This window comes from Methylobacterium terricola (assembly GCF_006151805.1).
Classification (GTDB): domain Bacteria; phylum Pseudomonadota; class Alphaproteobacteria; order Rhizobiales; family Beijerinckiaceae; genus Methylobacterium; species Methylobacterium terricola.
On sequence record NZ_VDDA01000004.1, the window covers coordinates 1 to 24,556 of the forward strand.

Sequence of the window (24,556 nt, forward strand, 5' to 3'; positions counted from 1 at the left end):
CGGGACCGCGCATGGCAGGCAGTTTGACTGGGGCGGTCGCCTCCCAAAGCGTAACGGAGGCGTGCAACGGTAGGCTCAGACCGGTCGGAAATCGGTCGTCGAGTGCAATGGCATAAGCCTGCCTGACTGCGAGAGGTACATCTCGAGCAGAGACGAAAGTCGGTCATAGTGATCCGGTGGTCCCGCGTGGGTGGGCCATCGCTCAACGGATAAAAGGTACGCCGGGGATAACAGGCTGATGACCCCCAAGAGTCCATATCGACGGGGTCGTTTGGCACCTCGATGTCGGCTCATCACATCCTGGGGCTGGAGCAGGTCCCAAGGGTTCGGCTGTTCGCCGATTAAAGTGGTACGTGAGCTGGGTTCAGAACGTCGTGAGACAGTTCGGTCCCTATCTGCCGTGGGTGTAGGAGTTCTGAGAGGATCTGTCCCTAGTACGAGAGGACCGGGATGGACGGACCTCTGGTGGACCTGTTGTGGCGCCAGCCGCAGTGCAGGGTAGCTATGTCCGGTCGGGATAACCGCTGAAGGCATCTAAGCGGGAAACCCCCCTTGAAACGAGAACTCCCTTGAGAGCCGTGGAAGACGACCACGTGGATAGGCTGGATGTGCAAGCGCGGTAACGCGCTGAGCTGACCAGTACTAATCGCTCGATCGGCTTGATCGCTCTCATGATCCGTGTCCGGATCGACCAACACCACAGCACGATGAAGACACACACACATGCTTGCCGGACGAACGTGCTTGGCCGGTCTGGTGGTCTGAGCGGGGTGATCGCAAACCCGATCCCATCTCGAACTCGGCCGTTAACCGCCCCAGCGCCTATGGTACTGTGTCTCAAGACACGGGAGAGTCGGTCACCGCCAGACCTGCCAAGCACGTCACGTTCCCTCGTCACGATCACGCCTTGGCGCGGGGTGGAGCAGCCCGGTAGCTCGTCAGGCTCATAACCTGAAGGTCACAGGTTCAAATCCTGTCCCCGCAACCAAACACATGAGAAGCCCGTCGGCGAAAGCCGGCGGGCTTCTCGCGTTCGGAGCACAGACACTCCCTCGCATCGGTCCCTGCAACTGGACCAGCGTGATCGCCGGAAACTGGTCGTAGGAACTGGGCCGGTCCGACGCTATTGGCCGCGCTTGCCGATACAGCCGGCGCCGGTGCGATGAGCGGCCGGCGCCTTCCCGTCCGAGACGCTCCCATGCCCGATCTCACCTCCCTCGCGCTCTTTCTCGCGGCGGCGTCCCTGCTCGCCATCACGCCGGGGCCTGGCCTGTTCTACGTCGCGGCGCGCACCCTCGCCGGCGGCCGCGCCGAGGGCGTCGCGTCGAGCCTCGGCACCGGTCTCGGCGGCCTGGTCCACGTCCTGGCCGGCGGCCTCGGCGTCTCCGCCCTCGTGGTGACCAGCGCGGACATGTTCACGGTGCTCAAGCTCGTCGGGGCCGCCTACCTGGTGTGGATCGGCTATCGCACCCTGCGCGCCGCTCACGACGGATCGGACATGGTCCTGGCCGCCGCGAAGCCGGCCGGTCCGGGGCGGGCCTTCCGCGAGGGCGTGCTGGTCGAGGCCTTGAACCCCAAGACGGCCGCGTTCTTCCTGGCCTTCGTGCCGCCATTCGTCGACCCCAGCGCCGGCTCCGTCGCGCTGTCATTCGTGATGCTGGGCGCGGTCTCGGTGGTCCTCAACACCCTCGCCGACCTCGCCATCGTCGTCGCGGCGAGCCGCCTGCGCCGCAGCGCCGCCAGCCGCCCCGGATTGATCCGCCGCCTGCGCGAGGCCTCGGCGGCCGCGATGATGGTGCTCGGTTTCGGCCTCGCCCTCGCGCGGCGGCCGGCCGCCTGACCCGACAGAAGGACCGATCCCATGCGCTTCTCCGGCCTCTCGGCCTTTCCGATCACGCCGATGGACGCGGAGGGCCGCGTCGACCGTCCGGCCCTGCGCCGGCTCGTCGCCCGCCTGCGCGAGGCCGGCGTCGATTCGGTGGGCCTTCTCGGCAGCACCGGATCCTACCCCTATCTCACCAGGGAGGAGCGCCGCCGGGCGCTCGACGCCGCGCTCGACGAAGCGGGGGGCCGGGTGCCGATCCTCGTCGGAATCGGCGCGCTGCGGACCGACGAGGCGGTGCGGCTGGCGCAGGACGCACGATCGGCAGGCGCTGCCGCCGGCCTGCTCGCGGCGATGTCCTACACCCCGCTCACCGACGACGAGGTGTTCGCGCATTGCGCCGCCGTGGCGCGGGAAAGCGGCCTGCCGCTCTGCCTCTACGACAATCCCTCGACCACGCATTTCCGGTTCGGTCCGGCGCTGGTCGGCCGCCTGAGCCGGGTGCCCGGGATCGTGGCGGTGAAGAGCCCCGGTCAGCCGCCCCAGGCGGTGGCCGGGCACCTCGCCGAGCTGCGGGCCGCCGTGCCGCCGGGCTTCTCCCTCGGCACGAGCGGCGACTGGCTCGCCACCGAGGGGCTGATCGCCGGCGTGGAGGCTTGGTACAGCGTCGTCGCCGGGCTGTTTCCGCAGCCCGCCCTCGCGATCCTGCGCGCCGTGCAGGCCGGCGATACGGCGGAGGCGCGGCGGCTCGATGCCCGGCTCGAGCCGCTCTGGGCCTTGTTCCGCGAGCATTCGAGCCTGAGGGTCATCTATGCCTGCGCCAACCTCCTCGACCTGACCGAGGCCGTGCCGCCGCGGCCGATCCTGCCGCTCGGCGCGGACGTGCGGGCCCGCGTGGCGGAGGTGATCCGGGCGCTCGGTCTCGGTTAAGGTCAGGCCTCCTCGAAGGCGGCACGGGCCTCCGGCAGGTCCCAGATCCGCTCGATCGCGGCGGCGCCCTCCCGGGTGATCGCCGCCTCGTCGCCCGCGAGATAACGGCCCTCGTCGATGAGGGCCCGGCCGTCGACGATCACCTGTGCGACATTGGCGCGGTTGGCGAGCGCGATCAGGCCGCGCAGGGGATCGTGCAGCGGTTGCAGGTGCGGGTGGGTCATGTCCACCACCGTCAGGTCGGCGGTCGCGCCGGGGACCAGCACGCCGAGGTCGGGCCGCTCGATCGCCGCGGCGGCCTGCCCGGTCACCGCATCGATGAGGGCGGTCGAATCCGCCACCTCGGCTCGGCCGGCGGCGATCTTCGAGATCAGCGAGGCGGCGTTGAGTTCGCCCAGCAGGTCCATGTTGTAGCCGTCGGTGCCGACCAGCGTGCGGATGCCGTGGTCGGCGAAGCGACCGAAGGCGGCGCTGCGGCCGGCCCGGGCGAAGACCCGCGGGCAGTTGAGCACCGTGGCGCCCCGCGCCGCCATCAGGCGCAGGTCGCCGTCGCTGCTGGCGATGCAATGGGCGGCGAGCAGGTCCGGGGCCAGCAGGCCGAGCCAATCGAGGTACTCGGCCGGGCTGCGCCCGCCGTAGCGGGCCCGGATGGTCGCGATCTCGTCGTCGCTCTGGGCGAGGTGAGTGGTGATCGGCACGCCCAGCTCCCGCGCCCGGGCGGCGCAGGCGCGCAGCAGGTCCGGGCCGCAGGTATCGGTGGCGTGCGGGCTCATCGCGAGGCGGATGCGCCCCTCCGCCCTGCCCTCCCAGCGGGCATGGAGCGCGTTCCAGGCGGCGAGATCGGCCGCGCCGTCGTCGCCCGCATACGACACGCGTCCGTCCGGGCCGGCCTTCGCGTCGGCGGTCGAGAACAGGTAGGGCGCGCCGTAGAAGCGCAGGCCCATCGCCTCGGCCGCCTCGAACATCTCCGGCAGCCCGTTGCGGAACGGCTCCATGACGGTGGTGGCGCCGCCCTTCAGGAGCTGCAGGATGCCGAGCCGGGCGACCGCCAGCCGCTCCTGCGCCGTGAGGAGCGTCAGCGCCGTCTTCGAGAGCGGCAGCAGCACCGTGTAGACGATGCTCCTGCCCCCCTTCCGGCCCCGCCCGTCCTCGGTGTGCGAACGGGCGATCGCCTCGCTGAAGCAGTGGTTGTGCAGGTTCATCAGGCCGGGCAGCACGAGGCGGCCCGGCCGGTCGTAGATGACGTCGGCCGCTGGCCGGTCGGGCGTGATCGCGGCGATGCGGGTGCCCTCGATCAGCACCCAGCGGTCGCGCTCGACGCGGGAAGAACCGTCGCGGCGGGTGAGGATCCAGGACCCGAAGAGCGCGGTCGTGGTCACGCCGCTCTCTCGTGCGCGAGGAAATTCTCGGTGATCGCGGCGCCGGTCGTGATCCAGAGATCGGGGCAGCCTTGCGCGTAGGTCAGGAACTCGCGCAGCAGGCGCAGGCGCATCGGCCGGCCGCTGCACTGGGGATGCAGCACCGTCGTCACCATGGCGCCCCAGTCGCGGACCTCGTCGAGCTCGTCCTTCCACAAGGACAGGACGTGCTCCTTGGGGAAGATCGAGCGCGGGCTGAACCGGGTCGAAAGGCCGTGCATCCAGTCGTCGTAGCTCGCCGTCACCGGCAGCTCGATCGGGCCGGGCGTGCCATCGGCCAGCACGTGGCGGTAGGGCCGCACGTCGTCGCGGAACGACGAGGTATAGACGATGCCGTGCTCGACCAGGATCCGCCGAAGGCCCTCGGTGAACTCGCCGTAGGGGGCGCGGTAGCCGGTCGGCACCACGCCGAGGCGCCGCTTCAGGGTCTCGAAGCCGCGCTCGACCTCCTCCTCGATGAAGGGCGCGCCGGGATCCGGCATCAGGTGGTGGTAGCCGTGATGACCGATCTCGTGGCCGGCCTTCAGGATCGCCTCCGCCATCGCCGGATAGGCGTCGACCGCCCAGCCGGTGATGAAGAACGTGCCCTTGAGGCCGAGCTGGTCGAGGAGTTCGAGGAGCTTCGGCGTGCCGACCCGGGCCTCGTAGGCGCCGTAGCTCATGGTGACGAGGCGCTCGGCGTGGCCGGCATCCTTGCTGGTCCAGGCGCTCTCGGCATCGACGTCGAAGGAGAGGAACATCGCCGAGCGGTAGGGAGCGGGCCAGGGGTAGTCCGGGGCCGGCGGGGCGAGGTTGGCGGGGGTGAGCGGAATGCTGTCGAGGGCGGCGCGGTTCATGGGTGGGGTCTTTCGGGGTTGGCCGGTTTGGGCTGCGGATCTCCGGAGCACCGACATCGACAGGCTCGCGCTCTCCTCTCTCCCGTGTGGGAGAGGGGCCGGGGGTGAGGGTGGCACGCTTCAATGTGAAGGGCTGAGCGTCTTGCTGGCAGCGGGACAGTTCAAGCCTGACTCAGGATCGTAGCACCCTCACCCCTACCCCTCTCCCACACGGGAGAGGGGATCCCGCGCTCCATGCTTGATGAAGATAGCGATTGATGCGCGTGGTTACTTCCCGCCGTTGATGAGCGCCTTGTCGACGCCGTTCTCGGTGAGCTTCCACTTGTCCAGCAGCGCCTTGTAGGTTCCGTCGGCGATCAGCGCGTCGAGGGCGCCGGCCACGGCCTGCTGCAGGCCGGTCTCCTTCACGGGGATCGCGATCCCGGTGTATTGCAGGGCAATCGGCGCGCCGAGGGGCTTATAGGTGTCGGGCTCGAGCCCCATCACGTAGGGCAGCGTCTCGTTGCCCTGGACGGCGGCGTCGATGCGGCCCTGCTTGAGCTGGGTGCGGGCATCGGCCGAGCCCTCGGTGCCGACGAACACCACCGGGTTGTCCTTGCAGTGCTGCTCGCTCCAGGCCGTTATCTCGCGCGGGAACGAGGTGCGCCGGCTCGCCCCGGCCTTCTTGCCGCAGAGCGACGCCATCCCCGTGAACTCGGCCTCGCGGGCCTTGCGGACGAAGAATTGCGGGCCGCTGCGCAGGTAATCGACGAAGGTCGCGGTCTCGTGACGGCTCGCGAGGTCGGTCATGCCCGAGAGGATCGCGTCGACCCGGCCGGTGGCGAGCGCCGGCATCATCTGGTCGAAGCTGGTCTCCTGCCAGGCGATCTTGATCCCGAGCTTCTTCGCCAGGGCGTCGCCGAAATCGACGTCGAAGCCGGTGAGCTGGCCGGTCTCGGGATTCTTGAACTCCATCGGGGGATAGTTCGGCACGATCGCGACCTTGAGCGTGCCGCTCTTGACCACCTCCGGCGGCAGGGCGGGCTTGGCCGCGTCCTGCGCCGCCGCCGCGGTGGACAGAGCGATGAGACCGATCGCGATCAGGCGCTTCACCAAAACCTCCTGTGACAAAAAAAAGTCTCAGCCGATCACCGCCGAGAGGAAGCTGCGGGTGCGGGCCTCGCGGGGCACGCCCAGGACTTCGGCGGGCGTGCCCACCTCGACGATCGCACCCTGGTCCATGTAGACGACCGTGTCGGCGACCTCACGGGCGAAGCCCAGCTCATGGGTGACGACCATCATGGTCATGCCGGAGCGGGCGAGCTCGCGCATCACCGCCAGCACCTCGCCGACGAGCTCCGGGTCGAGGGCCGAGGTCGGCTCGTCGAACAGCATCAGCTGCGGCTTCATGGCGAGCGCCCGGGCGATGGCGACGCGCTGCTGCTGGCCGCCCGAGAGCTGCGAGGGGTAGCTGCTCGCCTTGGCGGCGAGGCCGACGCGCGCCAGCAGCGCCACCGCCTCGTCCCGCACCTCCGCCGGACGGCGGCCCTGGACCTGGACCGGGCCCTCGGTGACGTTCTCCAGCGCCGTCTTGTGCGGGAACAGGTTGAAGCGCTGGAACACCATGCCGGTCTTGAGGCGCTGACGCGCGACCTCGCGCTCGCTCAAGGCGTGGAGCCGGCCCCCGGCCTCGCGCATGCCCAGCAACTCGCCGTCGAGCCAGATGCCGCCGGAATCGATCCGGGTGAGCTGGTTGACGCAGCGCAGCAGCGTGGTCTTGCCGGAGCCCGAGGCGCCGATCAGGCACATCACCTCGCCGGATCGCACGTCGAGGGAGACGTCGGCGAGGGCCTTGAAGGTGCCGAAGCTCTTCGAGACGCGGCGGACGGCGACGAGTGGAGACGCGCTCATCGGCCGAGCCTCGCGGTGCCGCGGGCGAAGCGCCGCTCCAGCAACATCTGCAGCGGCGTCAGGGCCGACACGACCAGCAGGTACCAGAGGCCGGCGACGATCAAGAGTTCGATGACCCGGGAATTGGCATAGTAGATGTTCTCGGCGGCGTGCAGCACCTCCGGGTACTGGATCACGCTGGCAAGCGACGTCGCCTTGACGAGGCCGATGAACTCGTTGCCGAGCGGCGGCAGCACCACCCGCATCGCCTGGGGCAGGATGATGCGATAGAGCGCCTTGAGCCGGCCCATGCCGATCGCCTGCGCGGCCTCCGCCTGCCCGGCATCGACCGAGAGCAGGCCGGCGCGCATCACCTCCGAGGTATAGGCGCCCTGGTTGATGCCGAGGCCCAGCAGCGCGGCGAGGAACGGCGTCATCACCTCGACCGACTTCACCGACCACAGGCCCGGGATGCCGATCACGGGAAAGACCAGCGCCAGGTTGAACCACAGCAGCAGCTGAAGGATCAGCGGCGTGCCGCGAAACAGCCAGGTGTAGCCGGCGGCCACCCCCTTCAGCACCGGGTTGGGCGACAGCCGCATCACCGCGACGACGAGGCCGAGCGCGATGCCGAGGCTCATCGCCAGCACGGCCATCACCAGGGTGTTGACGATGCCGCGCAGGATCACCGGCACGGTGAGGAAGCGGCCGACGTACGTCCACTCGATCTGGCCTTGCGCGAAGGCGCGCCCGATCAGCGCCAGGACGACGAGGATCAGGGCTGCGGCGATCCAGCGGCCCCAATGCGTCCGCCGGGCGACCGGCAGGCCGGTGAGATCGGGAAAGCCCTCCGCGAGGGCGCGTCCGCTGGTCATCGATCCCTCGTCGTCGGTCCCCGGCATCCGTACCGTGCCAGGATCATGCCGCTGCGTGCGCGGGCGGCTCGATCACGCCGGCGCGCGCGGTGATCGGCCCGTACTGGGCCGGCTGCCGGTGCTGGCCGAAATTGAACATCTTGTCCTTGCCCTGGCGGCAGCGGTCGAGGTCGCATTCGGCCAAGACCACCTCGTCGCCCAGGGTCTCGGTCCGGGCCACGATCCGGCCGTCGGGATCGACGATGCAGGAGCCGCCGATCAGGCCGGACCCGTCCTCGTTGCCGGCCTTGGCCACCGCCACCGCCCAGGTGGCGTTCATGTAGGCGTTGGCCTGGGCGACCAGCGTCGAGTGGAAGGTGCGCAAGCCGGCATCCTCGGTCGTGCCGCCGTTCGGATCATAGGCCGCCGAGTTGTAGCCGACGCAGACCAGTTCGACACCCTGCAAGCCCAGCACCCGCCAGGATTCCGGCCAGCGCCGGTCGTTGCAGATCATCATGCCGAGAATCGCGCCGGACCAGGCCGCGCCGGCCCGGAAGGCCGGAAAGCCGGTATCGCCGTAGGAAAAGTAGCGCTTCTCGAGCTGCTGGAAGCGCGCTCCGTGCCGCGGCTCGACCGAGCCCGGCAGGTGGACCTTGCGGTAGCGCCCGAGGACCGACCCGTCCGGCTGGACCAGGATGGCGCTGTTGAAGCGCTCGCCCGTCGGCGTCAGCTCGGCATAACCGATCGTGAACCCGACGCCGAGCTCCCGCGCCCGGTCGAACAGCGGCTGCACCGCCGGATTGGGCATCGCGCGCTCGAAATACTGGTCGAGGTCGTCGCCGTCGAGCAGCCAGCGCGGGAAGAACGTCGTGAAGGCGAGCTCGGGAAACACCACCAGGGTCGCGCCGCGGCCCGCCGCCTCCTCGAGCAAGCGGATCAGCCGGTCGAGGGTGTGAGCACGGGAATCAGCGCGCTGGGTCGGCCCCATCTGTGCGGCCGCAACGGTGACGACACGAGACATAATGACCTCGAAACAGGCACAATGCTACATTTGCAAGCATTGTGTGGGGTCTGGCTCCGCTTATACCCCGATCATGCACATCTGATACGCCTCCACAATCCAGAGGCCTATGATAAATTTCGCTCGATTATAACGTGAAGTGATGATGAACCTGCGCCAGCTGGAGATTCTGCGGGCGGTGGTGCGGCACCGCACCACCCTGGCGGCGGCCGAGGAACTGGCGGTGTCGCAGCCGGCGGTGAGCAACGCCCTCAAGGCGATGGAGGCGCAGGTCGGCTTCCCGCTCTTCGACCGCATCAACAACCGGCTGTTTCCGACCTCCGAGGCGATGACGCTCTACAAGGAGAGCGATGCGATCTTCGCGCTCCACGCCAAGCTCGAAGGCCGCGTCCGCGACCTGCGCGAGAACCGCCACGGCCACCTCGCCCTGATGGCGACGCCGCCGCTCGCCTACGGCCTCCTCCCACGGGCGCTCGCCGCCTTCGTCCGCGCGCGGCCGCAGACCCGGCTGTTCTTCGACGTACGCCGCTACGAGGGGGTGATCGAAGGCGTGACCGGCCGGGTCGCCGAGCTCGGCTTCGCCCTCGGCCTGTCGAACCATGTCGGCCTCGCCCACGAGGTCGTGCACCGGGGCGAGATGGTGTGCGTCATGGCGCCGGACCATCCGTTGAGCGGGTGCGGGACGGTCACGCCGGCCGACCTCGCGCGCCATCCCTTCATCGGGCTGGAGCGCGGCACCCGCCTCGGCGAGGCGCTGCGCGACGCCTTCGCGCAGGCCGGCGTGCCGTTCCGTGCCACCGTGGAGGTGCGCTACTGCAACACGGCCTGCGTGCTCGCGGGCGCGGGCGTCGGCGTCGCGGTGGTCGATCCGTTCTCGCCGGCGCAGGGCGGGGCGCACCCGGTGGTGGTGCGTCGCTTCGTGCCGACGACGACGGTCGAGGCGTTCATGCTGTGGTCGGAGGCCGAGCCGCTGTCGCGGCTGGCGCGGGCGTTCCTCGACGAGGTGCGGGCGGCGGCGGGCGACGGAGGGGTGGGCGCTATGCCTGTACCCCCGCCCGGGCCACCTCCCCCGCATCCTTGAGCCGGCCGATCTCCCAGGCGAGAGCCATCACCCGGCGGATCTGCGCCTCCGGCAGGATGCCCTCGGCGAGATCGACGAACTTGCGCGCGAGATCGGCATCCGACATCGGATTCTCGACGCTGCCGATCGCGTGCTCGATATGGCGCGTCAGGGTACGCCCGTCGGTCAGCGTGATCGTCAGGTCGACCTGCTCCGGCCGCACCCCCGGCGTGACCACCGGCACGACCTTGCCGCGCAGATCGGTGACGACGGGATCGCGCACCGCCCGGTCGCTGAACTGCTTCTCGCCGCCCGCCCCTTCGACCAGGGCGACCGCGACGGCGTGGTAGATGCTGAACTTGCCCTCCAGCCCGGTGCGCGGCGCGGTCTTGCCGGTGAGTTCCAGCACCAGCGGGTGGACCTTCAGCGCGACGCGGCGAATCTGGTCGGGGGTCAGGCGGTTCTCGTTGCGCAGCTGGACCGCGGCGTCGATCGCCGGATGCATGACGATGCCGCAGGCGAAGGGCTTGTAGGTGTTGAGCGCCGCCTCGAAGCGGCTCCCCAGCCCCTCGGTGATCTCGCGATACTCCTGCTTGGTCGAGACGGTGTTGGCCCAGCCGCGCTTCGCCTCGATCATCCCGTCCGAGCTGGTGAAGTTCTTCTCGGCGAGGATCGCCGCGAACAGCCCGTTGGCGGCGGCGCGGCCGGGGTTGAAGCTCTTGTTCATCGAGCCGAACGACTCGCGCAGGCCCACCGGCTGCGAGGCGGCGAGCCCCAAGGCCCACACCATCTGCTGCTCGGACAGGCCCATCAGCTTGCCGGCGGCGGCGGCCGCGCCGAACACCCCGGCCGTACCGGTGATGTGCCAGCCGACATCGTAGTGGTTGGGATAGACCGCGTTGCCGATCCGGCACTCGGTCTCGACGCCGAGGACCAGGGCATTGAGGAAGTCCGGCCCTGAGACCGGCCGCATCTCGGCGAGCGCCAGGATCGCCGAGGCGACCGGGCCGGCCGGGTGGATCACGGTCTTCAGGTGGGTGTCGTCGTAGTCGAAGATGTGGCTCGACACGCCGTTGAGGAAGGCGGCGTTCATGATGTCGAAGCGCTCGGCGCGCCCGAACAGCCCGGCCTGGGGCGGGCCCGAGAACGGCTTCAGCGCCGACACCGCGACGTCGAGGGTTTCATGGTGCGAGCCGCCGATGGCGACGCCGACCCAGTTGAGGAAGGTGCGGGTGCCCTCGCGCCGCACCGCCTCGGGCAGGTCCTCGAACCGGGCCCCGACCACGTAGCGCGCGAGAATCCGGGTGACGTCGCGGGGGGGCGCCGAGGCAGCGGGCCGGGGCTGGGCCGGAGCGGCCGGCTCGGCGGCGCCCGCCCCCTTCGCCGCGATGGCAAGGCCGGCGGCCCCGATCAGGCTGCGTCGATCGACCGTCATGGCGTTCCCTCCTCTCTGGTTCAACGCGGCCGGGACGGCGCAGGTCCGCCCCGCCTCAAGACCCCCGCCCCGCCTCAAGCCCCGCGCGCCGCTCCGGCCCCGGCGCGCCGCCCGAACACCACGCCGGAGGTCAGGCCCGAGCCGCCCGGATAGCCGTTGAAGAACACCCCGCCGACCATCTCGCCGCAGGCATAGAGGCCGGGAATCGGGGCGCCAGTCTCGTGCAGCACCGCCCCGTCCGCGTCGACCTCGACGCCGCCATACGTGAAGGTGATGCCGCCGGTGACCGGATAGGCCTTGAACGGGCCGGTCTCGATCCGCCGCGCCCAGTTCGATTTCGGCAGCGCGAGGCCCTGGGTGCCGCGCCCGTCCTTCACCGTCGGGTCGAAGGGCACGCTCTCGTCCACCGCGTCGTTGAACGCGGCGATCGTCGCCCGCGCCTGCGCCTTGTCGGTGAGGCCGTCGAGCCGGTTGATCAGCGCGTCCAGCGTGTCGGCCTCGACGAAGTGCGCGTCGTGGAACCGGTACTCGCTGTAGAGCAGCGGATCGACCGCTGCGTCGAAGATCTGCCAGGCGACGTGGCCGGGCTGCTCCATGATGGCGCGGCCGAACTGGGCGTAGGTGTAGTTGCGGAAATCGCGGCCCTCGTCGACGAAGCGCTCGCCGTCGGCGTTGAGCATCACGCCGAGGAAGTAGCAGATCTTGCGATAGTGCTTGCGCTCGAGATGCGGCAGGTCGAGATTGCCGTAGGGCGGGGTGAACAGGTCCATCGGCGTGGCATGGCAGCCGCCGTAGAAGCCGTGGCGCCGTGCCCCGAGCCGGAACGCCATGGCGAGCCCATCGCCCTGGTTGTGCGGCGTGCCGCGCACCTTGGCCTGCTCCCAGCCCGGCCCGATGAAGTCCGCGCGCATCGCCGCATTGGCCTCGAAGCCGCCGCAGCCGAGCACCACCGCCCGCGCCCGGATCTCGCCCGCAGCGGTGCGCACGCCGCAAACCCGGCCGCCCTCGACGATCAGGTCCTCGGCGGCGCATGCGTAGCGGATCTCGCCGCCCAAGCCTTCGAAGGCCGCGCGCTCGGCCTCGGCGAGGCCGTGGCCCTCGCCGCGTGTGGCGAGCGTCAGGCCGCCCCAGAAGACGTGGCGCCCGTCCTTCTCGAACGACTGGCGGGAATAGATCGGCTCGAACTTCACCCCGCGCGAGGCGAGCCAGCGCACCGCGTCGTAGCTCTCGGCGATCAAGGCCTGCTGCTCGCGGCTCAGCGGCCGGCCGTCGTTGAAGCCGAGGAGGTCGGCGGCGAAGCGCTCCGCCGGGTAGGCGCCGAAATCGGTGTTGGCTAACCGCGGATCGGTCGGGTCTTCGAGCAGCGGCACAAGGTCGTCGGCGCCGTCATAGACGAAGCGCATCGCGCCGGCCGTGTAGGCGGTGTTGCCGCCGGCGAGGTCCGGCCCGGCCTTCTCGATCACCAGGACCCGGCTTCCCTGCTCGCGCCCGGCGATGGCCGCGCTCATCGCGGCATTGCCGGAGCCGACGACGACGATGTCCCACTCGGTCTGCATGGCGTTCCTCCGGCCTCCGATATGTCATTGTATGCGATTGCATGCAAGATTGCCGGCTTGTCGGGCGCCGTGCCCGCGCGCACATCCCGGGCGGGCGGGAGGATGGCTGCGGGATGACGGGGCGGGGTTCGGGGGAGCAGCGGGGCGGCCAGGGCGCCTATGACCGGCTGCTCGGCGCCATCGAGGAGGGCGAGCTGCCGCCCGGCAGCCGCCTGCGCGAGGCGGAGCTGGCGGAGCGTTTCGCGATCAGCCGCACGCCGGTGCGCGAGGCCCTGGCGCGGCTCGAGGCGCAGGGGCTGGTGCGGCACGAGCCGCATCGCGGCGCCAGCGTGGCGCGGCTCGACTACGCCCAGGTCACCGAGCTCTACGACCTGCGCGAGGTGCTGGAGGGCACCGCGGCCCGCCTCGCGGCGGTCCATGCCAGCGCGATCGAGGTCGAGATCCTGGAGGAGATGGTCGAGCGCGACCGCGGCCTCGTCGGCGATGCGGCGGCGCTGGCGCGCACCAACCGGTTGTTCCACCGCCAGATCCACGCCTGCGCCCATAACCGCTTCCTCCAGGGCACGCTGGAGACGATGCGGCTCTCCCTGGTGCTCCTGTCGGGCACCACCCTGGCGCAAGCGGACCGGGCCGGGGCCTCGATCGACGAGCACGCGGCGATCGTCGCGAAAATCCGCGCCCATGACGGCGACGGCGCCGAGGCGGCGGCGCGGACCCATATCCGGGCGGCGTTCAAGGCGCGGATCCGCCTGCACCAGGAGATGTGAGGCTTCCTCTGGCCCCGCCGTTGCATTCCCGGCGGGTTCGTGGCTGGTACCGGCGGCATCGGCTTCGACAGGGTGAAGGAACTTCGCGTGCGCCAGGGCATGGACGGCTTCGTCACGCGCGATCGGCGGATCTGAGCCGTGAACACCTGGCCGCAGCCCGCGCTCGACCCGCGCATCGCCGCGCTCCTCGCCGAGATCGCCGCGCAGGACAGCGTGCCCTTGCGGCGCGACGGCCGGCCTCTCGACCTGCGCGGGGCGAACCTGAGCCGCGATCACCTCGCGCCCCTCGCCGGCGACGCGGGCTGGTGGGACGCGGAGCGCCGGGGCCTCGACCTCGCCGGGGCCGAGATCTCGGGCAGCGACCTGGAGCAAGCCGACCTGACCGGCGCCACCCTGAAGCGGGCCCGGCTCTCCGGAGCGCTCGCCCGCTCCGCCGACTTCACCGGGGCGCTGATCGAGGAGGCGGATTTCGGCAAGGCCGACCTCAGCGGCGCCCGCTTCGCCGGCGTCGCCGGCGGCCAGGCCGACTTCTCGGAAGCGATGCTGGAGGATGCGAGCTTTCGCGACGCCTCCTTGCGCTTCGCCCGCCTGCCCCGCAGCCTGCTCGACGGCGCCGATTTCTCCGGCGCCGACCTGTGGGGCGCCGACTTCACCGGGGCCGACGCCGACTACACCAAGTTCCGCGGCGCGCGCCTCGACGAGGTGAACCTGTCGGACACCAACCTGACCCACGCCGATTTCGAGGGCGCGAGCCTGACCAAGGCGCGGCTCACCGGCTCGCGCCTGCGCAGCGCCGTGCTGACCGGCGCCAAGCTCGACGGGGCGGATCTCTCCGGCGCCGACCTTTCCGCCGCGACGCTGGTGCGGCTCGACCTCTCCTCCTGCTCCTTGCGCCACGCCCGTTTCGCCGGCGCCTGGCTCAACGGCACGCGCTTTCGCGCCGCGCAGATCGGCGAGGCGGTGGGCGAGGAGGTCGCCGGCGAGTACGAGGCCGCGAAGGCGAGCTACCTGGCGCTGGAGCAGAATTTCGAGAGCATCGGCAGCCGCGACGAGGCCGGCTGGGCCTATCGCCGCCGCCGGCGCATGGGCCGGCTCCACGCCGGCGCCCTGTTCCGGACCGCCTGGCGCGCCCGCGACCGCAAGGGAATTCTCCGACACGGCTATCGCTGGACCGCCGACCGCTTCGTCGAGTGGCTGTGCGATTACGGCGAGAGCCTGTCCCGGCTGTTTCGCGCCTTCGCGATCCTGATCGTGGTGTTCGGCGGGCTCTACGGCCTCACCGGCGGGCTGATCCCGGAGGGCGGCACGGCGGCGACCTACAACCTCCTCGATCTGATGAGCTACAGCGCCCTCAACATGATGACGGCGAACCCGCCCGAGATCGGCATCAAGCCGGTCGGCCGGATCACCAACCTGCTCGTCGGGGTGCAGGGCGGGACCGGGATCGTGCTGATGGGGCTGTTCGGGTTCGTGCTGGGTAACCGGCTGCGGCGGTAGCGATCCAAGGTGTTACATCGAACGCCCTGCCACCCTCCCCTTTCCCGGATCTCCTTTCGCTGACGCTTCAGTCGTCCGGGAAAGGGCGGAGGTGTCTCGGCAGAAGGCGAGACATTCTCCAGCGTCGGCTATTCTACCGTGCTGCCTGCCCCGCTCCCGCCAGCTCCTCCCGGATCACCTGCGTCATCGCCTTCAGCGCCGGCGCCGCCCGGTCGCGCGGCTGGCCCGCCGCGATCCGGTGCGCCGCAACGATCCGGCCCGGGCTGCCGGCCAGCACGACGATCCGGTCGGCGAGGTAGACCGCCTCCTCGATGTCGTGGGTGACGAACAGGACCGTCTGACCGGAGGCGCGGCAGAGACGGGCGAGCTCGTCCTGGAGGGTCTCGCGGGTCAGCGCATCGAGGGCGGAGAACGGCTCGTCCATCAGCAGAACGTGCGGCTCGACCGCGAGCGCCCGGGCGAGGGACACCCGCTGCCTCTGGCCGCCGGAGAGCTGGAACGGCCAGCGCCCGGCCAGCTCCGCGAGACCCACCCGCCCCAGGGCGGCGAGCGCCCGCCGGCGCCGCTCGGCCCGGGGGAGGCGCAGCTTCTCCAGCCCGAAGGCGACGTTGTCGAGGACGCGGCGCCAGGGCAGCAGGCGCGAATCCTGAAACACCAGGGCAACCGCCCGGCGGCCGGCCTCGGGCTCGCTGACCGAGACGGTCCCGGCACTCGGTGCCACCAGGTCGGCGATGACGCGGAGCAGCGTCGACTTGCCGACGCCCGAGGCGCCGACGATGGCCAGGAACTCGCCGGGCTCGATGTCGAGGTCGAGGCCCGAGAGCACCGTGGTGCGGCTGCCGTCGCGGGTGAAGGTGAGGGCGAGGCCCTGGATCGCGATCAGGCCCGCCATCTGAGGATCCAGCGTTGGAGGGCGGTGAAGCCGGCATCGAAGACGCCGTAGAGCAGCGCCATGGTGAGCATGTAGACGACCACGATGTCGGTCGCGAGCAGCGTCGAGGCCTGCATCATCCGCTGGCCGAGACCGGCGACCCCGAAGATCTCGGCGGCCACCACCGCCATCCAGGCCTGCCCGATGGCGGTGCGCACGCCGACCAGGATGCCCGGCATCGCGGCCGGCCACACCACCGTGACCAGGCGCTCCGGCGCGGAGCGGAAGCCGAAGGCGGCTGCGAGCTCGATCAGGTCGCGGTCGACGCCGCGGATCGCCCCGTGGGCAGCGAAATAGACGATCCAGAACACCCCGATCGCGACGATGAACAGCGCCGCCTCCGGGCTGACCCCGAACCAGATGATCGCGAACGGCACCCAGGCGAGGCCCGGCACCGGGCGCAGCACCCGCACCACCCAGGCGGTCAGCCCCTCGGCCGTGCGCGATAGGCCGGTGAGCGTGCCGACGGCGATGCCGAGGCCGACGCCGAGCGCCAGACCCGCGAGGTAATGCCCGAGGCTGCCGGTCACCGCCGCGAGCCACTGGCCCGAGCGCAGCTCGCGCAGGAACGCATCCGGGATCACCGAGGGCGGCGGCAGGAAGGCGGGGTTGACGAGGCCGAGCCGCGGCACGGCCTCCCACAGGGCGAAGAAGGCGGCGAGCCCCACCAGCGGGAGCAACGCCGCCGCGGGGCGGAATCGCATGGCCGTGCTTTACTGGGCCGCGACCGCGCGCGCGTAGAAGCGCGGCTCGAACAGCCCGTCGAGGGGCACCTCGCGCTCGAGCGCCCCGATCTTGACCTGGAATTTCTGCATCGCCGCGGTCGGCTCGACGATCGGGCGGGGATCGGCGGTGAAGCGCGTCGCCGGCGAGGCCAGCGCCCGGCGGATCGTTGCGGTGTCGACGAGGCCCTTGCCGAGCGCGCCCTCGATGATCGGCGCGACGCGGTCGGGCTCGCGGCCGATCAGGTCGACCGCCCGCACGATGCCGGTCACGATCGCCTGGACGGCGTCGGGTTCCTTGTCGAGCAGGGCGCGGGTCACCGCGACGACGGTGCCGGGCTGGTTGGGGAACATCTCGCCGCCGAGCGCCATCAGGCGGATCGCCGGGTTGCGGCCGGTGACGATCGAGACCGCGGGCTCGCGCAGGGTGCCGCCCTCGACCGCGCCGGCGAGCACCGCCTGCTGGGTCGCGTCGATTCCCATCGAGACGATCGTCACGTCCTTCGGATCGACCTTCGCCACCTCCCACAGCCAGTATTGCAGGGTGGTGTTGGGCACCGAGCCGAGGGGCTGGGTCGCGACCCGCGCCGGGGTGCCGTTCGCCTCGCGGTAGCGCTTGAACACCTCGGCCGGGACGACGCCCTTCTCGGCGAAGCGGGCGAGCTTGGGGCCGGCGACGAAGACGTTCTCCTCGACCGAGGTGGCGGCGACCACCTTCACGTCGATGCCCTTCGAGCGGGCGACGCCGAGCGGCGCCACCCCGGCGACGTAGACGTCGAGGGTGCCCGAGGCGAGGGCCTGGATCATGTTCGGGCCGGACTCGAAGGTGGTGATGCCGAGGGACAGCCCGGCCTGCTTCAGCCAGCCCTCCTTCTCGGCGACGTAGATCGGCGCGGCGGCGAGGATCGGGATCACGCCGACCCGCAGCGGCGCGGCACGCCCCTGAGCCGACGACCCTTGCGCCAGGGAGCGGCCACTGCCCAGCACGGTGCTGGCCGCCAGGGCCGGGGCTGCCCCGAGGATGCTGCGTCGCGTGATGGTCATGGCCGGCCGCCTGTGGGGAGGAATGGCGTCCGCTTAGGGCATCCTCCTGCGGCCGTGCAAGAACGACGCGGATATAAGACGATCGATCTCTGGGTAAGCTGTGTGGGAGCAGAATCTTCTCTCTGTGGCGCAAGGAAGAGAAGAATGTCCGGCCGGCTCCGCGCGACTGCCGGCGTCCCGCCCTGGCACGGCCAGTCCAATTTTTTGGTCAGCACAGGCAAGCACCGGCGGTCCCGCCTCTCCTAACCTCAGGTCGTCGGCATCGCCCATCGTGCTGCAAGGAGCCCGGACCCGGATGGCCTTCTCTCGTCGCGACCTTCTCCGCACGGCCGCCGCCGTCCCGCTCTCGACCCTGGCGATGCCGGCCCTGCTGCGCTCGGCCCGGGCCGAGACGCCGATCCTGGTCGGCTCGCTGCACGACCAGTCCGGGCCGATCGCCGCCTCCGGCACGCCGATGGTCGAGAGCCTGAAGCTCGGCATCGAGGAGGTGAACGCCGCCGGCGGCCTCCTCGGCCGGCCGCTGCAACTGGTGCATTACGACACCCAGTCGAACATCCAGATGTACTCGCAATACGCCCAGCAGCTCGCCGTGCGCGACAAGGTGGCGGTGGTCCATGGCGGCATCACCTCGGCCTCGCGCGAGGCGATCCGCCCGACCTTCAACCGCTTCAAGGTGCTGTACTTCTACAACGTGCTGTACGAGGGCGGGGTCTGCGACCGCAACACCTTCTGCACCGGCACCACCCCGGCCCAGACGGTCGAGAAGCTTGTGCCCTACGCGATGACGAAGGGGCCGAAGCCCGCCAAGAAGGTCTACGTGATCGCCGCCGATTACAATTACGGCCAGATCACCGCCAAGTGGATGCAGAAATACGTCAAGGACAACGGCGGGGAGACGGTCGCGGTCGATTTCTTCCCGCTCGACGTGACGAATTTCGGGCCGACGATCTCGAAGATCCAGTCGATGAAGCCCGACCTGCTGCTCTCGGCGCTGGTCGGCGGCAACCACACGGCGTTCTACCGGCAATGGACCTCGGCCGGGATGAAGGACCAGATCCCGATCGCCTCGACCACCTTCGGCCTCGTCAACGAGCCCAGCACCCTCAACGCCGCCGAGAGCGACGGCATCCTCGGCGCCTACGGCTATTTCGAGGAGCTGACGACCCCGGCGAGCACCGCCTACGTCGCCAAGCTGAAGAAGCAATCGCCCGGCATCCCCTATATCAGCGAATTGGCGGCCGCGACCTACGAGGGCTTCTACCTCTGGGTCGAGGGAGTGAAGAAGGCGAAGTCCATCGACCGCATGGCGGTGACCGAGGCTTTGGAGACCGGCCTCTCCTTCGACGGGCCGACCGGCAAGGTCACGGTCGACCACGCCACCCACCACGTCACCCGCAACGCCTACCTGGCGGTGGTCAAGGACCGGAAGTGGGACGTGCGCGAGACCTATCCGGACGCCAAGCCCCAGGACACCGCGGCGGTGTGCAACCTGATCAAGAACCCGCGCGAGAACAAGCAGTACGAGATCTCGATCTGAGGACCGGATCGGTGAACTGATGCGATCATCCCCTCCATCGTCATTCCGGGCTCCGCTTCGCGGCCCAGGGGTGACGATGGCGGGCGGCAGGATCGTGGCTCTCTCCGATTCTCGCGAGCAAAACCCCCTCCCCCGCCCGGATGACGCCATGGACCTGTCGCTCATCATCGCGCTCGACGTCGTGAACGGGGCCGCCTCCCTGTTCCTGCTCTGCCTCGGCCTCGCGATCATCTTCGGGATGATGAAGATCATCAACCTGGCGCATGGCGAGTTCGTGATGCTGGGGGCCTACGCGACGGTGATCTCGGCCAATGCCGGGCTCAACATCTGGATCGCCATGCTGGTCGTGGCGCCGCTCTTCGTCGGCCTCGTCGGGCTCGTCATCGAGCGCTGCCTGATCCGGTTCCTGTATGGGCGCCTCGTCGATTCGATGCTGGCGACCTGGGGACTGAGCCTGTGCCTGATCGGCCTCGTGACGACCATCTTCGGCAACACCATCAACGGCGTGCCGACGCCGCTCGGCGGCTTCCAGGTCGGGGCCTACCGGTCGAGCTGGTACACGATCTTCCTCCTCGCCATGGCGTTGCTGGTGATGGCGCTGGTCTACGGCGTGCTCCGGTTCACCCGCTTCGGCCTCGTCGCCCGGGCGGTGATGCTGAATCCGGGCATGGCCGCGACCCTCGGGGTCAACCCGGCGAAGATCTACATGGCGACCTTCGGCATCGGCGCGGCGGTCACGGGGCTTGCCGGCGGGCTCCTGGCGCCGGTCTCCGGCATCACGCCGGTCATGGGCACGGCCTTCGTCGCCAAGTGCTTCATCACAGTGGTGGGCGGCGGCGCGGCGATCATCTCGGGCACGCTCTCGGCCGCCGGCCTGTTCGGCTTCGTCAACCAGCTCGGCGCCTTCCTCACCACCCCGGTCTACGGCGAGGTGATCCTGTTCCTCACCGCGATCCTGCTGATCCGCCTGCTGCCGCAGGGCATCTCCGGCCGCTTCTTCAAGGGGACGCTCTGACATGCCCGCCTCCCTCACGCTCGGGCTCCAGGCCCTCGCGATCCTGGCCGCCGTCGCCCTGGTCGCGGTGCTGCCGACCTACCTCGAACTCTTCACCCTGATGCAGCTGACGCTGTTCGCCGCCATGGCCGTGCTGGCGCTCAGCCTCGGCTTCATCTGGGGCTTCGGCGGCATCCTGTCCTTCGGCCAGACCGCGTTCTTCGGTCTCGGCGGCTACACCTACGCCATCGCGGCGATCAATTTCGGCGATTCCACCAACGCGATCCTGCTGGCGATCCTGTTCCCGGCCCTGTTCGCGGCGGCCCTCGGCTACTTCGTGTTCTACGGCCGGATCAGCGAGGTCTATCTCGGGGTCATCACCCTGACCGTCACGCTGATCCTGTTTAACGTCGTCAACTCGACGGCGGGCGACGCCTACACGATCGGCCAGGCGCGGCTCGGCGGCTTCAACGGCATCCCCTCGGTGCCGACCTTCAACCTCCCCTACACGCCGGACGCGGTGCTGAGCCCGGAAGCCGGGTGGTGGGTCACCGGCTTCGCGCTGATCGCCGTCTACCTGCTGATGCGGCTGCTGCTCGCGAGCCCCTTCGGCCGCATCGCCGTGGCGGTGCGCGAGAACGAGACCCGGGCGGCCTTGCTCGGCTACGATCCGCGCCTGATCAAGCTCGGCGTGTTCATGGTCGGCGGCGCCGTCGCGGGGCTGGCCGGCGCCCTTTACGTCAATTGGGGCGCCTTCGTCGGCCCGACGATCTTCTCGCTGTCGCTCTCGGCCGAGATCATCATCTGGATCACCGTCGGGGGCTTAGGCACCCTGATCGGGCCGGTCGTGGGCTGTGTCCTGATCCAGTACCTCAACGCCAAGATCGGCTCGCAGCAGGCCTTCAATTCCAACTTGGTGCTCGGCGTCATCCTGGTCGGCTTCGTGCTGCTGCTGCCGAAGGGGATCGTGCCGACGCTCCGGAACGGGCTCGCCGGGCTCGGCCGCAAGGCCCGGCGCCGGCCGGTGACCGAATCCGCCGCCCGGACCCAGATCGTCGGAGCCGAATGAGATGGACCCCCTCGTCCCCCTCCTGAAGACCGAGAACCTGACGATGCGCTTCGGCGGCGTCGTCGCCAACGACGACGTCAGCTTCACCCTCGGCGAGATGGAGCTGCGCTGCCTGATCGGCCCGAACGGCGCCGGCAAGAGCACCTTCTTCAAGATGCTCACCGGGCAGCTCACCCCCACCTCCGGCACCATCGCGTTCCGCGGCCAGCCGGTGACGGGCCTGCAGAGCCACCAGATCGCCCGGCTCGGCATCGGCATCAAGACGCAGGTGCCGAACGTGTTCAACGGGGTGTCGGTGCGCGAGAACATCTGGCTCTCGGCCCGCCGCAAGACGACGCCGAAATTCACCAAGCCGCTGGTGGACGAGATCCTGGAGAAGATCCGGCTGACGCATCTCGCCGGGGCCACCGTCGGGCAGCTCTCGCACGGCCAGCGGCAATGGGTCGAGATCGGCACGGTGCTGGCCGGCGACCCCGAGTTGATCCTCCTCGACGAGCCCGCCGCCGGCATGACCGACGAGGAGACCCACCGCACCGCCGAGATCATCCGCGAGATCAACAAGACCCGGGCGATCGTCGTGGTCGAGCACGACATGGCGTTCATCAAGATGATCGCCCGCAAAGTCACGGTGTTCCACCAGGGCCGGATCATGATGGAGGACGGGATCGACGCCGTGCTGGCCGACCGGCGGGTGCGCGACGTCTATCTCGGCAAGAAGGTGGCGGCATGAATGCACTTCTCGACGTGGAAGGCCTGCGGGCGAGCTACGGCCGCGTGCCGATCCTGATGGGCGTCGACTTCACCCTGGCGCCCGGGGAATATCTCGGCATCCTCGGCCATAACGGCATGGGCAAGACCACGCTGATGCGGACCCTGATGGGCCACCTGCCCGCCGATGCCGGCGCGGTGCGCTTCTCCGGCACCGACGTGACGCGGCTCCCCATCCACCAGCGTGCCCGCCTCGGCCTCGGCCTGGTGCCGCAGGGCCGCGAGATCTTCTCCACCCTCAGCGTGCGCGAGAACCTGCGCATGGGGCTCGCCAGCGCGCCGAAGGAAGATCCCCGCATCATCGACGACGTGCTCGCCGACTTCCCCCGCCTCGTGCGCCTGCTCGACCGGCGCGGCGGCGCCCTCTCGGGCGGCGAGCAGCAATTGCTGGCGCTCGCCCGCTGCCTCTGCACCCGGCCGAAGCTCGTCCTCCTCGACGAGCCGACCGAGGGCATCCAGCCCTCGATCATCGAGGAGATCATCGAGACGCTGCTGGCGTTGAAGAAGCGCTGGGATTTGTCGATGATCATCGTCGAGCAGAATCTCGACTTCATCACCTCGCTGTCCGACCGGGTGCTCGGCATCCAGAAGGGCCGCATCACCGGCGAGGTCTCGCGCGAGGACCTGCTGGCGGGGCGGATCGGGATGGCGGCGGCGTAGCCGGTCAACACGCGCCCTCTGTCACACCCAGCCCTGTCCCGGACGATCGCAGCGAAGCGGAAGGAGATCCGGGAACCAGCACGAGACGTCGCGAAGCGTCCATATCTCTGCGACGTTGCAGATCATGAGCCGCTTCGCGGCACTGTTCCCCCGGATCCCGGATCTCTAGCCGCTGACGCTCCAGTCGTCCGGGAAAGGGGAGCTTGAACGAACGAAACCTCTTCACGCCGAAACGACAGGAGACGCCCCATGGCCATCACCCGCCCGAGTGCCGCCCAGGTCCGCGAGCTCGCCGCTAGCCTGTACATGTCGATGTCGCCGGAGGAGGCCGCCTCCTATCGCGCGCTGATGGACGGCATGTTCGACGCCTACGACGTCGTCGACGCGCTGCCGGACTACATCCCGGTGGTGAAGTATCCCCGCATTCCGGGCCACCGCCCGGCGCCGGAGGAGAATCCGCTGGGCGCCTGGTACTGGAAGAGCGAGGTGAAGGGCGCTCCTGACGGCAAGCTCGCCGGCAAGACCGTGGCGCTCAAGGACAACGTGGCGCTCGCCGGCGTGCCGATGATGAACGGCGCCTCGACACTGGAAGGCTTCGTGCCGGCCTCGGACGCCACGATCGTGACCCGCATGCTGGATGCCGGCGCGACGATCCTCGGCAAGGCGGTGTGCGAGCATTTCTGCCTGTCCGGCGGCAGCCACACCTCGGATCCGGGGCCGGTCCACAACCCGCACCGGATGGGCTACTCGGCCGGCGGCTCGTCCTCGGGCAGCGGCGCGCTCGTCGCCTCAGGCGAGGTCGATCTGGCGATCGGCGGCGACCAGGGCGGGTCGATCCGCATCCCGGCCTCGTATTGCGGGATCGTTGGCATGAAGCCGACCCACGGTCTCGTGCCCTATACCGGCGTGATGCCGATCGAGACCACGATCGACCATACCGGCCCGATGACCGCGAGCGTCGCCGACAATGCCCTGCTGCTCGAAGTCCTGGCCGGTGCCGACGGGCTCGATCCGCGCCAATATGCGCCGCAGGTCGCCCCCTACACCGAGGCGCTGGGGAAGGGCGCGAAGGGATTGAAGATCGGCCTCCTGATGGAGGGCTTCTCCGCCCCCGGCATGCAGGAGGCGGTGGCCGACAAGGTCCGGGCTGCGGCTGCGCGGTTCGAGGCTCTCGGCGCCACCGTCGAGGAGGTGTCGCTGCCGGCCTACCGGATCGCGGCCTCGGTCTGGACGCCGATCGGTCTCGAAGGGCTGACCCAGCAGATGATGCTCGGAAACGGCATGGGCTTCAACTGGAAGGGCGCCTACGATGTCGGCCTGTTCGACGCCCACTCGGCCTGGCGCGACAAGGCCGACGACCTGTCCGAGACGCTGAAGATCTCGATGCTCGTCGGCCAGTGGGGGCTGACCCATTATCGCGGCCGCTACTACGCCAAGGCGCAGAACATCGCCCGCAAGCTGAGGGAAGAGTTCGCCAAGACATTCCAGAGCTACGACCTGCTGCTCTGCCCGACCCTGCCCTGCACCGCCACCAAGCTGCCGGAGAAGGGGGCTCCGCTCGAAGAGGTCATCGTCCGCGCCTTCGAGATGGTCGCCTCGACCTCGCCGATGGACGTGACCGGCAACCCGTCGATGTCGATCCCCTGCGGCCTCGTCGACGGCCTGCCGGTCGGCCTGATGCTGACGGCGAAGGACTGGAACGAGAGCGCGATCTACCAGGCCGCCGCCGCCTTCGAGGCGGCCGGCGACTGGAAGACGTTCTGAAG

The 24,556-nt window shown here is 69.8% G+C and carries 22 protein-coding genes, 1 tRNA gene and 2 rRNA genes; 14 read left to right on the forward strand and 11 right to left on the reverse strand.

Features of this window, described 5'->3' with window-relative positions; genetic code table 11:
* The 5 genes from FF100_RS10320 to FF100_RS10340 form a co-directional block, all read left to right on the forward strand.
* Window positions 1–667 (forward strand): 23S ribosomal RNA (locus tag FF100_RS10320); the annotation flags it as partial.
* A gap of 85 nt (window positions 668–752) precedes the next feature.
* Window positions 753–869, forward strand: a 5S ribosomal RNA gene (gene rrf / locus FF100_RS10325).
* A 42-nt stretch (window positions 870–911) separates the two neighbouring features.
* Window positions 912–988 (forward strand) — tRNA-Met (locus FF100_RS10330).
* 210 nt (window positions 989–1,198) lie between these two features.
* Window positions 1,199–1,840: a LysE family translocator gene (locus FF100_RS10335; RefSeq protein WP_139035661.1), complete on the forward strand. Its 642-nt coding sequence runs from the start codon at window positions 1,199–1,201 to the stop codon at window positions 1,838–1,840.
* Window positions 1,841–1,861: 21 nt separating this feature from the next.
* Window positions 1,862–2,752 carry a dihydrodipicolinate synthase family protein gene (locus FF100_RS10340; protein ID WP_139035662.1) on the forward strand — a complete coding sequence of 297 codons (891 nt, stop codon included), beginning with the start codon at window positions 1,862–1,864 and terminating at the stop codon, window positions 2,750–2,752.
* Between the two features lie 2 nt (window positions 2,753–2,754).
* Here the strand turns inward: FF100_RS10340 and FF100_RS10345 are convergent, their stop codons facing one another.
* The 6 genes from FF100_RS10345 to FF100_RS10370 all read right to left on the reverse strand — a co-directional run bounded on the left by FF100_RS10345 (window position 2,755) and on the right by FF100_RS10370 (window position 8,750).
* Complete coding sequence (locus FF100_RS10345; protein WP_139035663.1) at window positions 2,755–4,131, reverse strand: amidohydrolase family protein; 1,377 nt, start codon at window positions 4,129–4,131, stop codon at window positions 2,755–2,757.
* On the reverse strand, window positions 4,128–5,006 hold the full coding sequence (locus FF100_RS10350) for a polysaccharide deacetylase family protein (protein WP_139035664.1): 879 nt from the start codon (window positions 5,004–5,006) through the stop codon (window positions 4,128–4,130). Before FF100_RS10350 ends, FF100_RS10345 begins: the two co-directional genes overlap by 4 nt.
* Window positions 5,007–5,273: 267 nt before the next feature.
* On the reverse strand, window positions 5,274–6,101 hold the full coding sequence (locus FF100_RS10355) for an ABC transporter substrate-binding protein (protein WP_139036155.1): 828 nt from the start codon (window positions 6,099–6,101) through the stop codon (window positions 5,274–5,276).
* Window positions 6,102–6,125: 24 nt separating this feature from the next.
* Window positions 6,126–6,896 (reverse strand): amino acid ABC transporter ATP-binding protein, encoded by a 771-nt coding sequence (locus FF100_RS10360; protein WP_139035665.1) that lies wholly within the window; start codon window positions 6,894–6,896, stop codon window positions 6,126–6,128.
* Complete coding sequence (locus tag FF100_RS10365) at window positions 6,893–7,750, reverse strand: amino acid ABC transporter permease (protein ID WP_171070120.1); 858 nt, start codon at window positions 7,748–7,750, stop codon at window positions 6,893–6,895. The genes FF100_RS10360 and FF100_RS10365 overlap by 4 nt, the downstream gene beginning before the upstream one ends.
* A gap of 43 nt (window positions 7,751–7,793) precedes the next feature.
* Complete coding sequence (locus tag FF100_RS10370; RefSeq protein ID WP_139035667.1) at window positions 7,794–8,750, reverse strand: N-carbamoyl-D-amino-acid hydrolase; 957 nt, start codon at window positions 8,748–8,750, stop codon at window positions 7,794–7,796.
* 145 nt (window positions 8,751–8,895) lie between these two features.
* Here FF100_RS10370 and FF100_RS10375 point away from each other — a divergent pair, with 145 nt between their 5' ends.
* Window positions 8,896–9,831 carry a LysR family transcriptional regulator gene (locus tag FF100_RS10375; protein WP_139035668.1) on the forward strand — a complete coding sequence of 312 codons (936 nt, stop codon included), beginning with the start codon at window positions 8,896–8,898 and terminating at the stop codon, window positions 9,829–9,831.
* Here the strand turns inward: FF100_RS10375 and FF100_RS10380 are convergent.
* On the reverse strand, window positions 9,788–11,245 hold the full coding sequence (locus FF100_RS10380; protein ID WP_139035669.1) for an MmgE/PrpD family protein: 1,458 nt from the start codon (window positions 11,243–11,245) through the stop codon (window positions 9,788–9,790). The two genes, FF100_RS10375 and FF100_RS10380, sit on opposite strands and share 44 nt — an antisense overlap.
* A 74-nt stretch (window positions 11,246–11,319) precedes the next feature.
* Window positions 11,320–12,801, reverse strand: a complete 1,482-nt coding sequence (gene tcuA, locus FF100_RS10385) for an FAD-dependent tricarballylate dehydrogenase TcuA (protein ID WP_139035670.1) — start codon at window positions 12,799–12,801, stop codon at window positions 11,320–11,322.
* A gap of 113 nt (window positions 12,802–12,914) precedes the next feature.
* Here tcuA and FF100_RS10390 point away from each other — a divergent pair, with 113 nt between their 5' ends.
* Entirely contained in the window at window positions 12,915–13,568 is a 654-nt protein-coding gene (locus FF100_RS10390; protein WP_139035671.1) for a GntR family transcriptional regulator, read from the forward strand.
* A 138-nt stretch (window positions 13,569–13,706) separates the two neighbouring features.
* Complete coding sequence (locus FF100_RS10395) at window positions 13,707–15,065, forward strand: pentapeptide repeat-containing protein (protein ID WP_139035672.1); 1,359 nt, start codon at window positions 13,707–13,709, stop codon at window positions 15,063–15,065.
* Between the two features lie 133 nt (window positions 15,066–15,198).
* Here FF100_RS10395 and FF100_RS10400 read toward each other — a convergent pair whose 3' ends face one another.
* From FF100_RS10400 to FF100_RS10410, 3 genes are read right to left on the reverse strand one after another with little or no spacing between them, the layout of a single operon-like run.
* Window positions 15,199–15,957 (reverse strand): ABC transporter ATP-binding protein, encoded by a 759-nt coding sequence (locus FF100_RS10400; RefSeq protein ID WP_139035673.1) that lies wholly within the window; start codon window positions 15,955–15,957, stop codon window positions 15,199–15,201.
* Window positions 15,945–16,700 carry an ABC transporter permease gene (locus tag FF100_RS10405; RefSeq protein ID WP_139035674.1) on the reverse strand — a complete coding sequence of 252 codons (756 nt, stop codon included), beginning with the start codon at window positions 16,698–16,700 and terminating at the stop codon, window positions 15,945–15,947. Before FF100_RS10405 ends, FF100_RS10400 begins: the two co-directional genes overlap by 13 nt.
* Before the next feature lie 9 nt (window positions 16,701–16,709).
* Window positions 16,710–17,762 (reverse strand): ABC transporter substrate-binding protein, encoded by a 1,053-nt coding sequence (locus tag FF100_RS10410; RefSeq protein WP_139035675.1) that lies wholly within the window; start codon window positions 17,760–17,762, stop codon window positions 16,710–16,712.
* A gap of 295 nt (window positions 17,763–18,057) precedes the next feature.
* Between FF100_RS10410 and FF100_RS10415 the strand changes: the two genes are divergently transcribed.
* From FF100_RS10415 to FF100_RS10440, 6 genes are all read left to right on the forward strand, one after another.
* Window positions 18,058–19,299, forward strand: a complete 1,242-nt coding sequence (locus FF100_RS10415) for an urea ABC transporter substrate-binding protein (protein WP_139035676.1) — start codon at window positions 18,058–18,060, stop codon at window positions 19,297–19,299.
* Between the two features lie 148 nt (window positions 19,300–19,447).
* The gene (locus FF100_RS10420; protein WP_139035677.1) at window positions 19,448–20,314 is read left to right on the forward strand and encodes a branched-chain amino acid ABC transporter permease; all 867 of its coding nucleotides are present in this window, start codon (window positions 19,448–19,450) and stop codon (window positions 20,312–20,314) included.
* A 1-nt stretch (window position 20,315) separates the two neighbouring features.
* A complete protein-coding gene (locus tag FF100_RS10425; protein WP_139035678.1) occupies window positions 20,316–21,362 on the forward strand; it encodes an ABC transporter permease subunit in 1,047 nt (348 codons plus the stop codon).
* Window position 21,363: 1 nt separating this feature from the next.
* Window positions 21,364–22,092, forward strand: a complete 729-nt coding sequence (locus tag FF100_RS10430) for an ATP-binding cassette domain-containing protein (protein WP_139035679.1) — start codon at window positions 21,364–21,366, stop codon at window positions 22,090–22,092.
* Complete coding sequence (locus FF100_RS10435; RefSeq protein WP_139035680.1) at window positions 22,089–22,790, forward strand: ABC transporter ATP-binding protein; 702 nt, start codon at window positions 22,089–22,091, stop codon at window positions 22,788–22,790. The genes FF100_RS10430 and FF100_RS10435 overlap by 4 nt, the downstream gene beginning before the upstream one ends.
* Before the next feature lie 249 nt (window positions 22,791–23,039).
* On the forward strand, window positions 23,040–24,554 hold the full coding sequence (locus tag FF100_RS10440; protein WP_139035681.1) for an amidase: 1,515 nt from the start codon (window positions 23,040–23,042) through the stop codon (window positions 24,552–24,554).
* Window positions 24,555–24,556 lie beyond the last annotated feature (2 nt).

Coding starts and splice junctions, on each gene's coding strand:
- FF100_RS10335 (WP_139035661.1), top strand. CDS start 1,199: ATGCCCGATCTCACCTCCCTCGCGCTCTTTCTCGCGGCGGCGTCCCTG.
- FF100_RS10340 (WP_139035662.1), top strand. CDS start 1,862: ATGCGCTTCTCCGGCCTCTCGGCCTTTCCGATCACGCCGATGGACGCG.
- FF100_RS10350 (WP_139035664.1), bottom strand. CDS start 5,006: ATGAACCGCGCCGCCCTCGACAGCATTCCGCTCACCCCCGCCAACCTC.
- FF100_RS10360 (WP_139035665.1), bottom strand. CDS start 6,896: ATGAGCGCGTCTCCACTCGTCGCCGTCCGCCGCGTCTCGAAGAGCTTC.
- FF100_RS10365 (WP_171070120.1), bottom strand. CDS start 7,750: ATGACCAGCGGACGCGCCCTCGCGGAGGGCTTTCCCGATCTCACCGGC.
- FF100_RS10370 (WP_139035667.1), bottom strand. CDS start 8,750: ATGTCTCGTGTCGTCACCGTTGCGGCCGCACAGATGGGGCCGACCCAG.
- FF100_RS10375 (WP_139035668.1), top strand. CDS start 8,896: ATGAACCTGCGCCAGCTGGAGATTCTGCGGGCGGTGGTGCGGCACCGC.
- FF100_RS10380 (WP_139035669.1), bottom strand. CDS start 11,245: ATGACGGTCGATCGACGCAGCCTGATCGGGGCCGCCGGCCTTGCCATC.
- tcuA (WP_139035670.1), bottom strand. CDS start 12,801: ATGCAGACCGAGTGGGACATCGTCGTCGTCGGCTCCGGCAATGCCGCG.
- FF100_RS10390 (WP_139035671.1), top strand. CDS start 12,915: ATGACGGGGCGGGGTTCGGGGGAGCAGCGGGGCGGCCAGGGCGCCTAT.
- FF100_RS10400 (WP_139035673.1), bottom strand. CDS start 15,957: ATGGCGGGCCTGATCGCGATCCAGGGCCTCGCCCTCACCTTCACCCGC.
- FF100_RS10405 (WP_139035674.1), bottom strand. CDS start 16,700: ATGCGATTCCGCCCCGCGGCGGCGTTGCTCCCGCTGGTGGGGCTCGCC.
- FF100_RS10410 (WP_139035675.1), bottom strand. CDS start 17,762: ATGACCATCACGCGACGCAGCATCCTCGGGGCAGCCCCGGCCCTGGCG.
- FF100_RS10415 (WP_139035676.1), top strand. CDS start 18,058: ATGGCCTTCTCTCGTCGCGACCTTCTCCGCACGGCCGCCGCCGTCCCG.
- FF100_RS10420 (WP_139035677.1), top strand. CDS start 19,448: ATGGACCTGTCGCTCATCATCGCGCTCGACGTCGTGAACGGGGCCGCC.
- FF100_RS10425 (WP_139035678.1), top strand. CDS start 20,316: ATGCCCGCCTCCCTCACGCTCGGGCTCCAGGCCCTCGCGATCCTGGCC.
- FF100_RS10430 (WP_139035679.1), top strand. CDS start 21,364: ATGGACCCCCTCGTCCCCCTCCTGAAGACCGAGAACCTGACGATGCGC.
- FF100_RS10435 (WP_139035680.1), top strand. CDS start 22,089: ATGAATGCACTTCTCGACGTGGAAGGCCTGCGGGCGAGCTACGGCCGC.
- FF100_RS10440 (WP_139035681.1), top strand. CDS start 23,040: ATGGCCATCACCCGCCCGAGTGCCGCCCAGGTCCGCGAGCTCGCCGCT.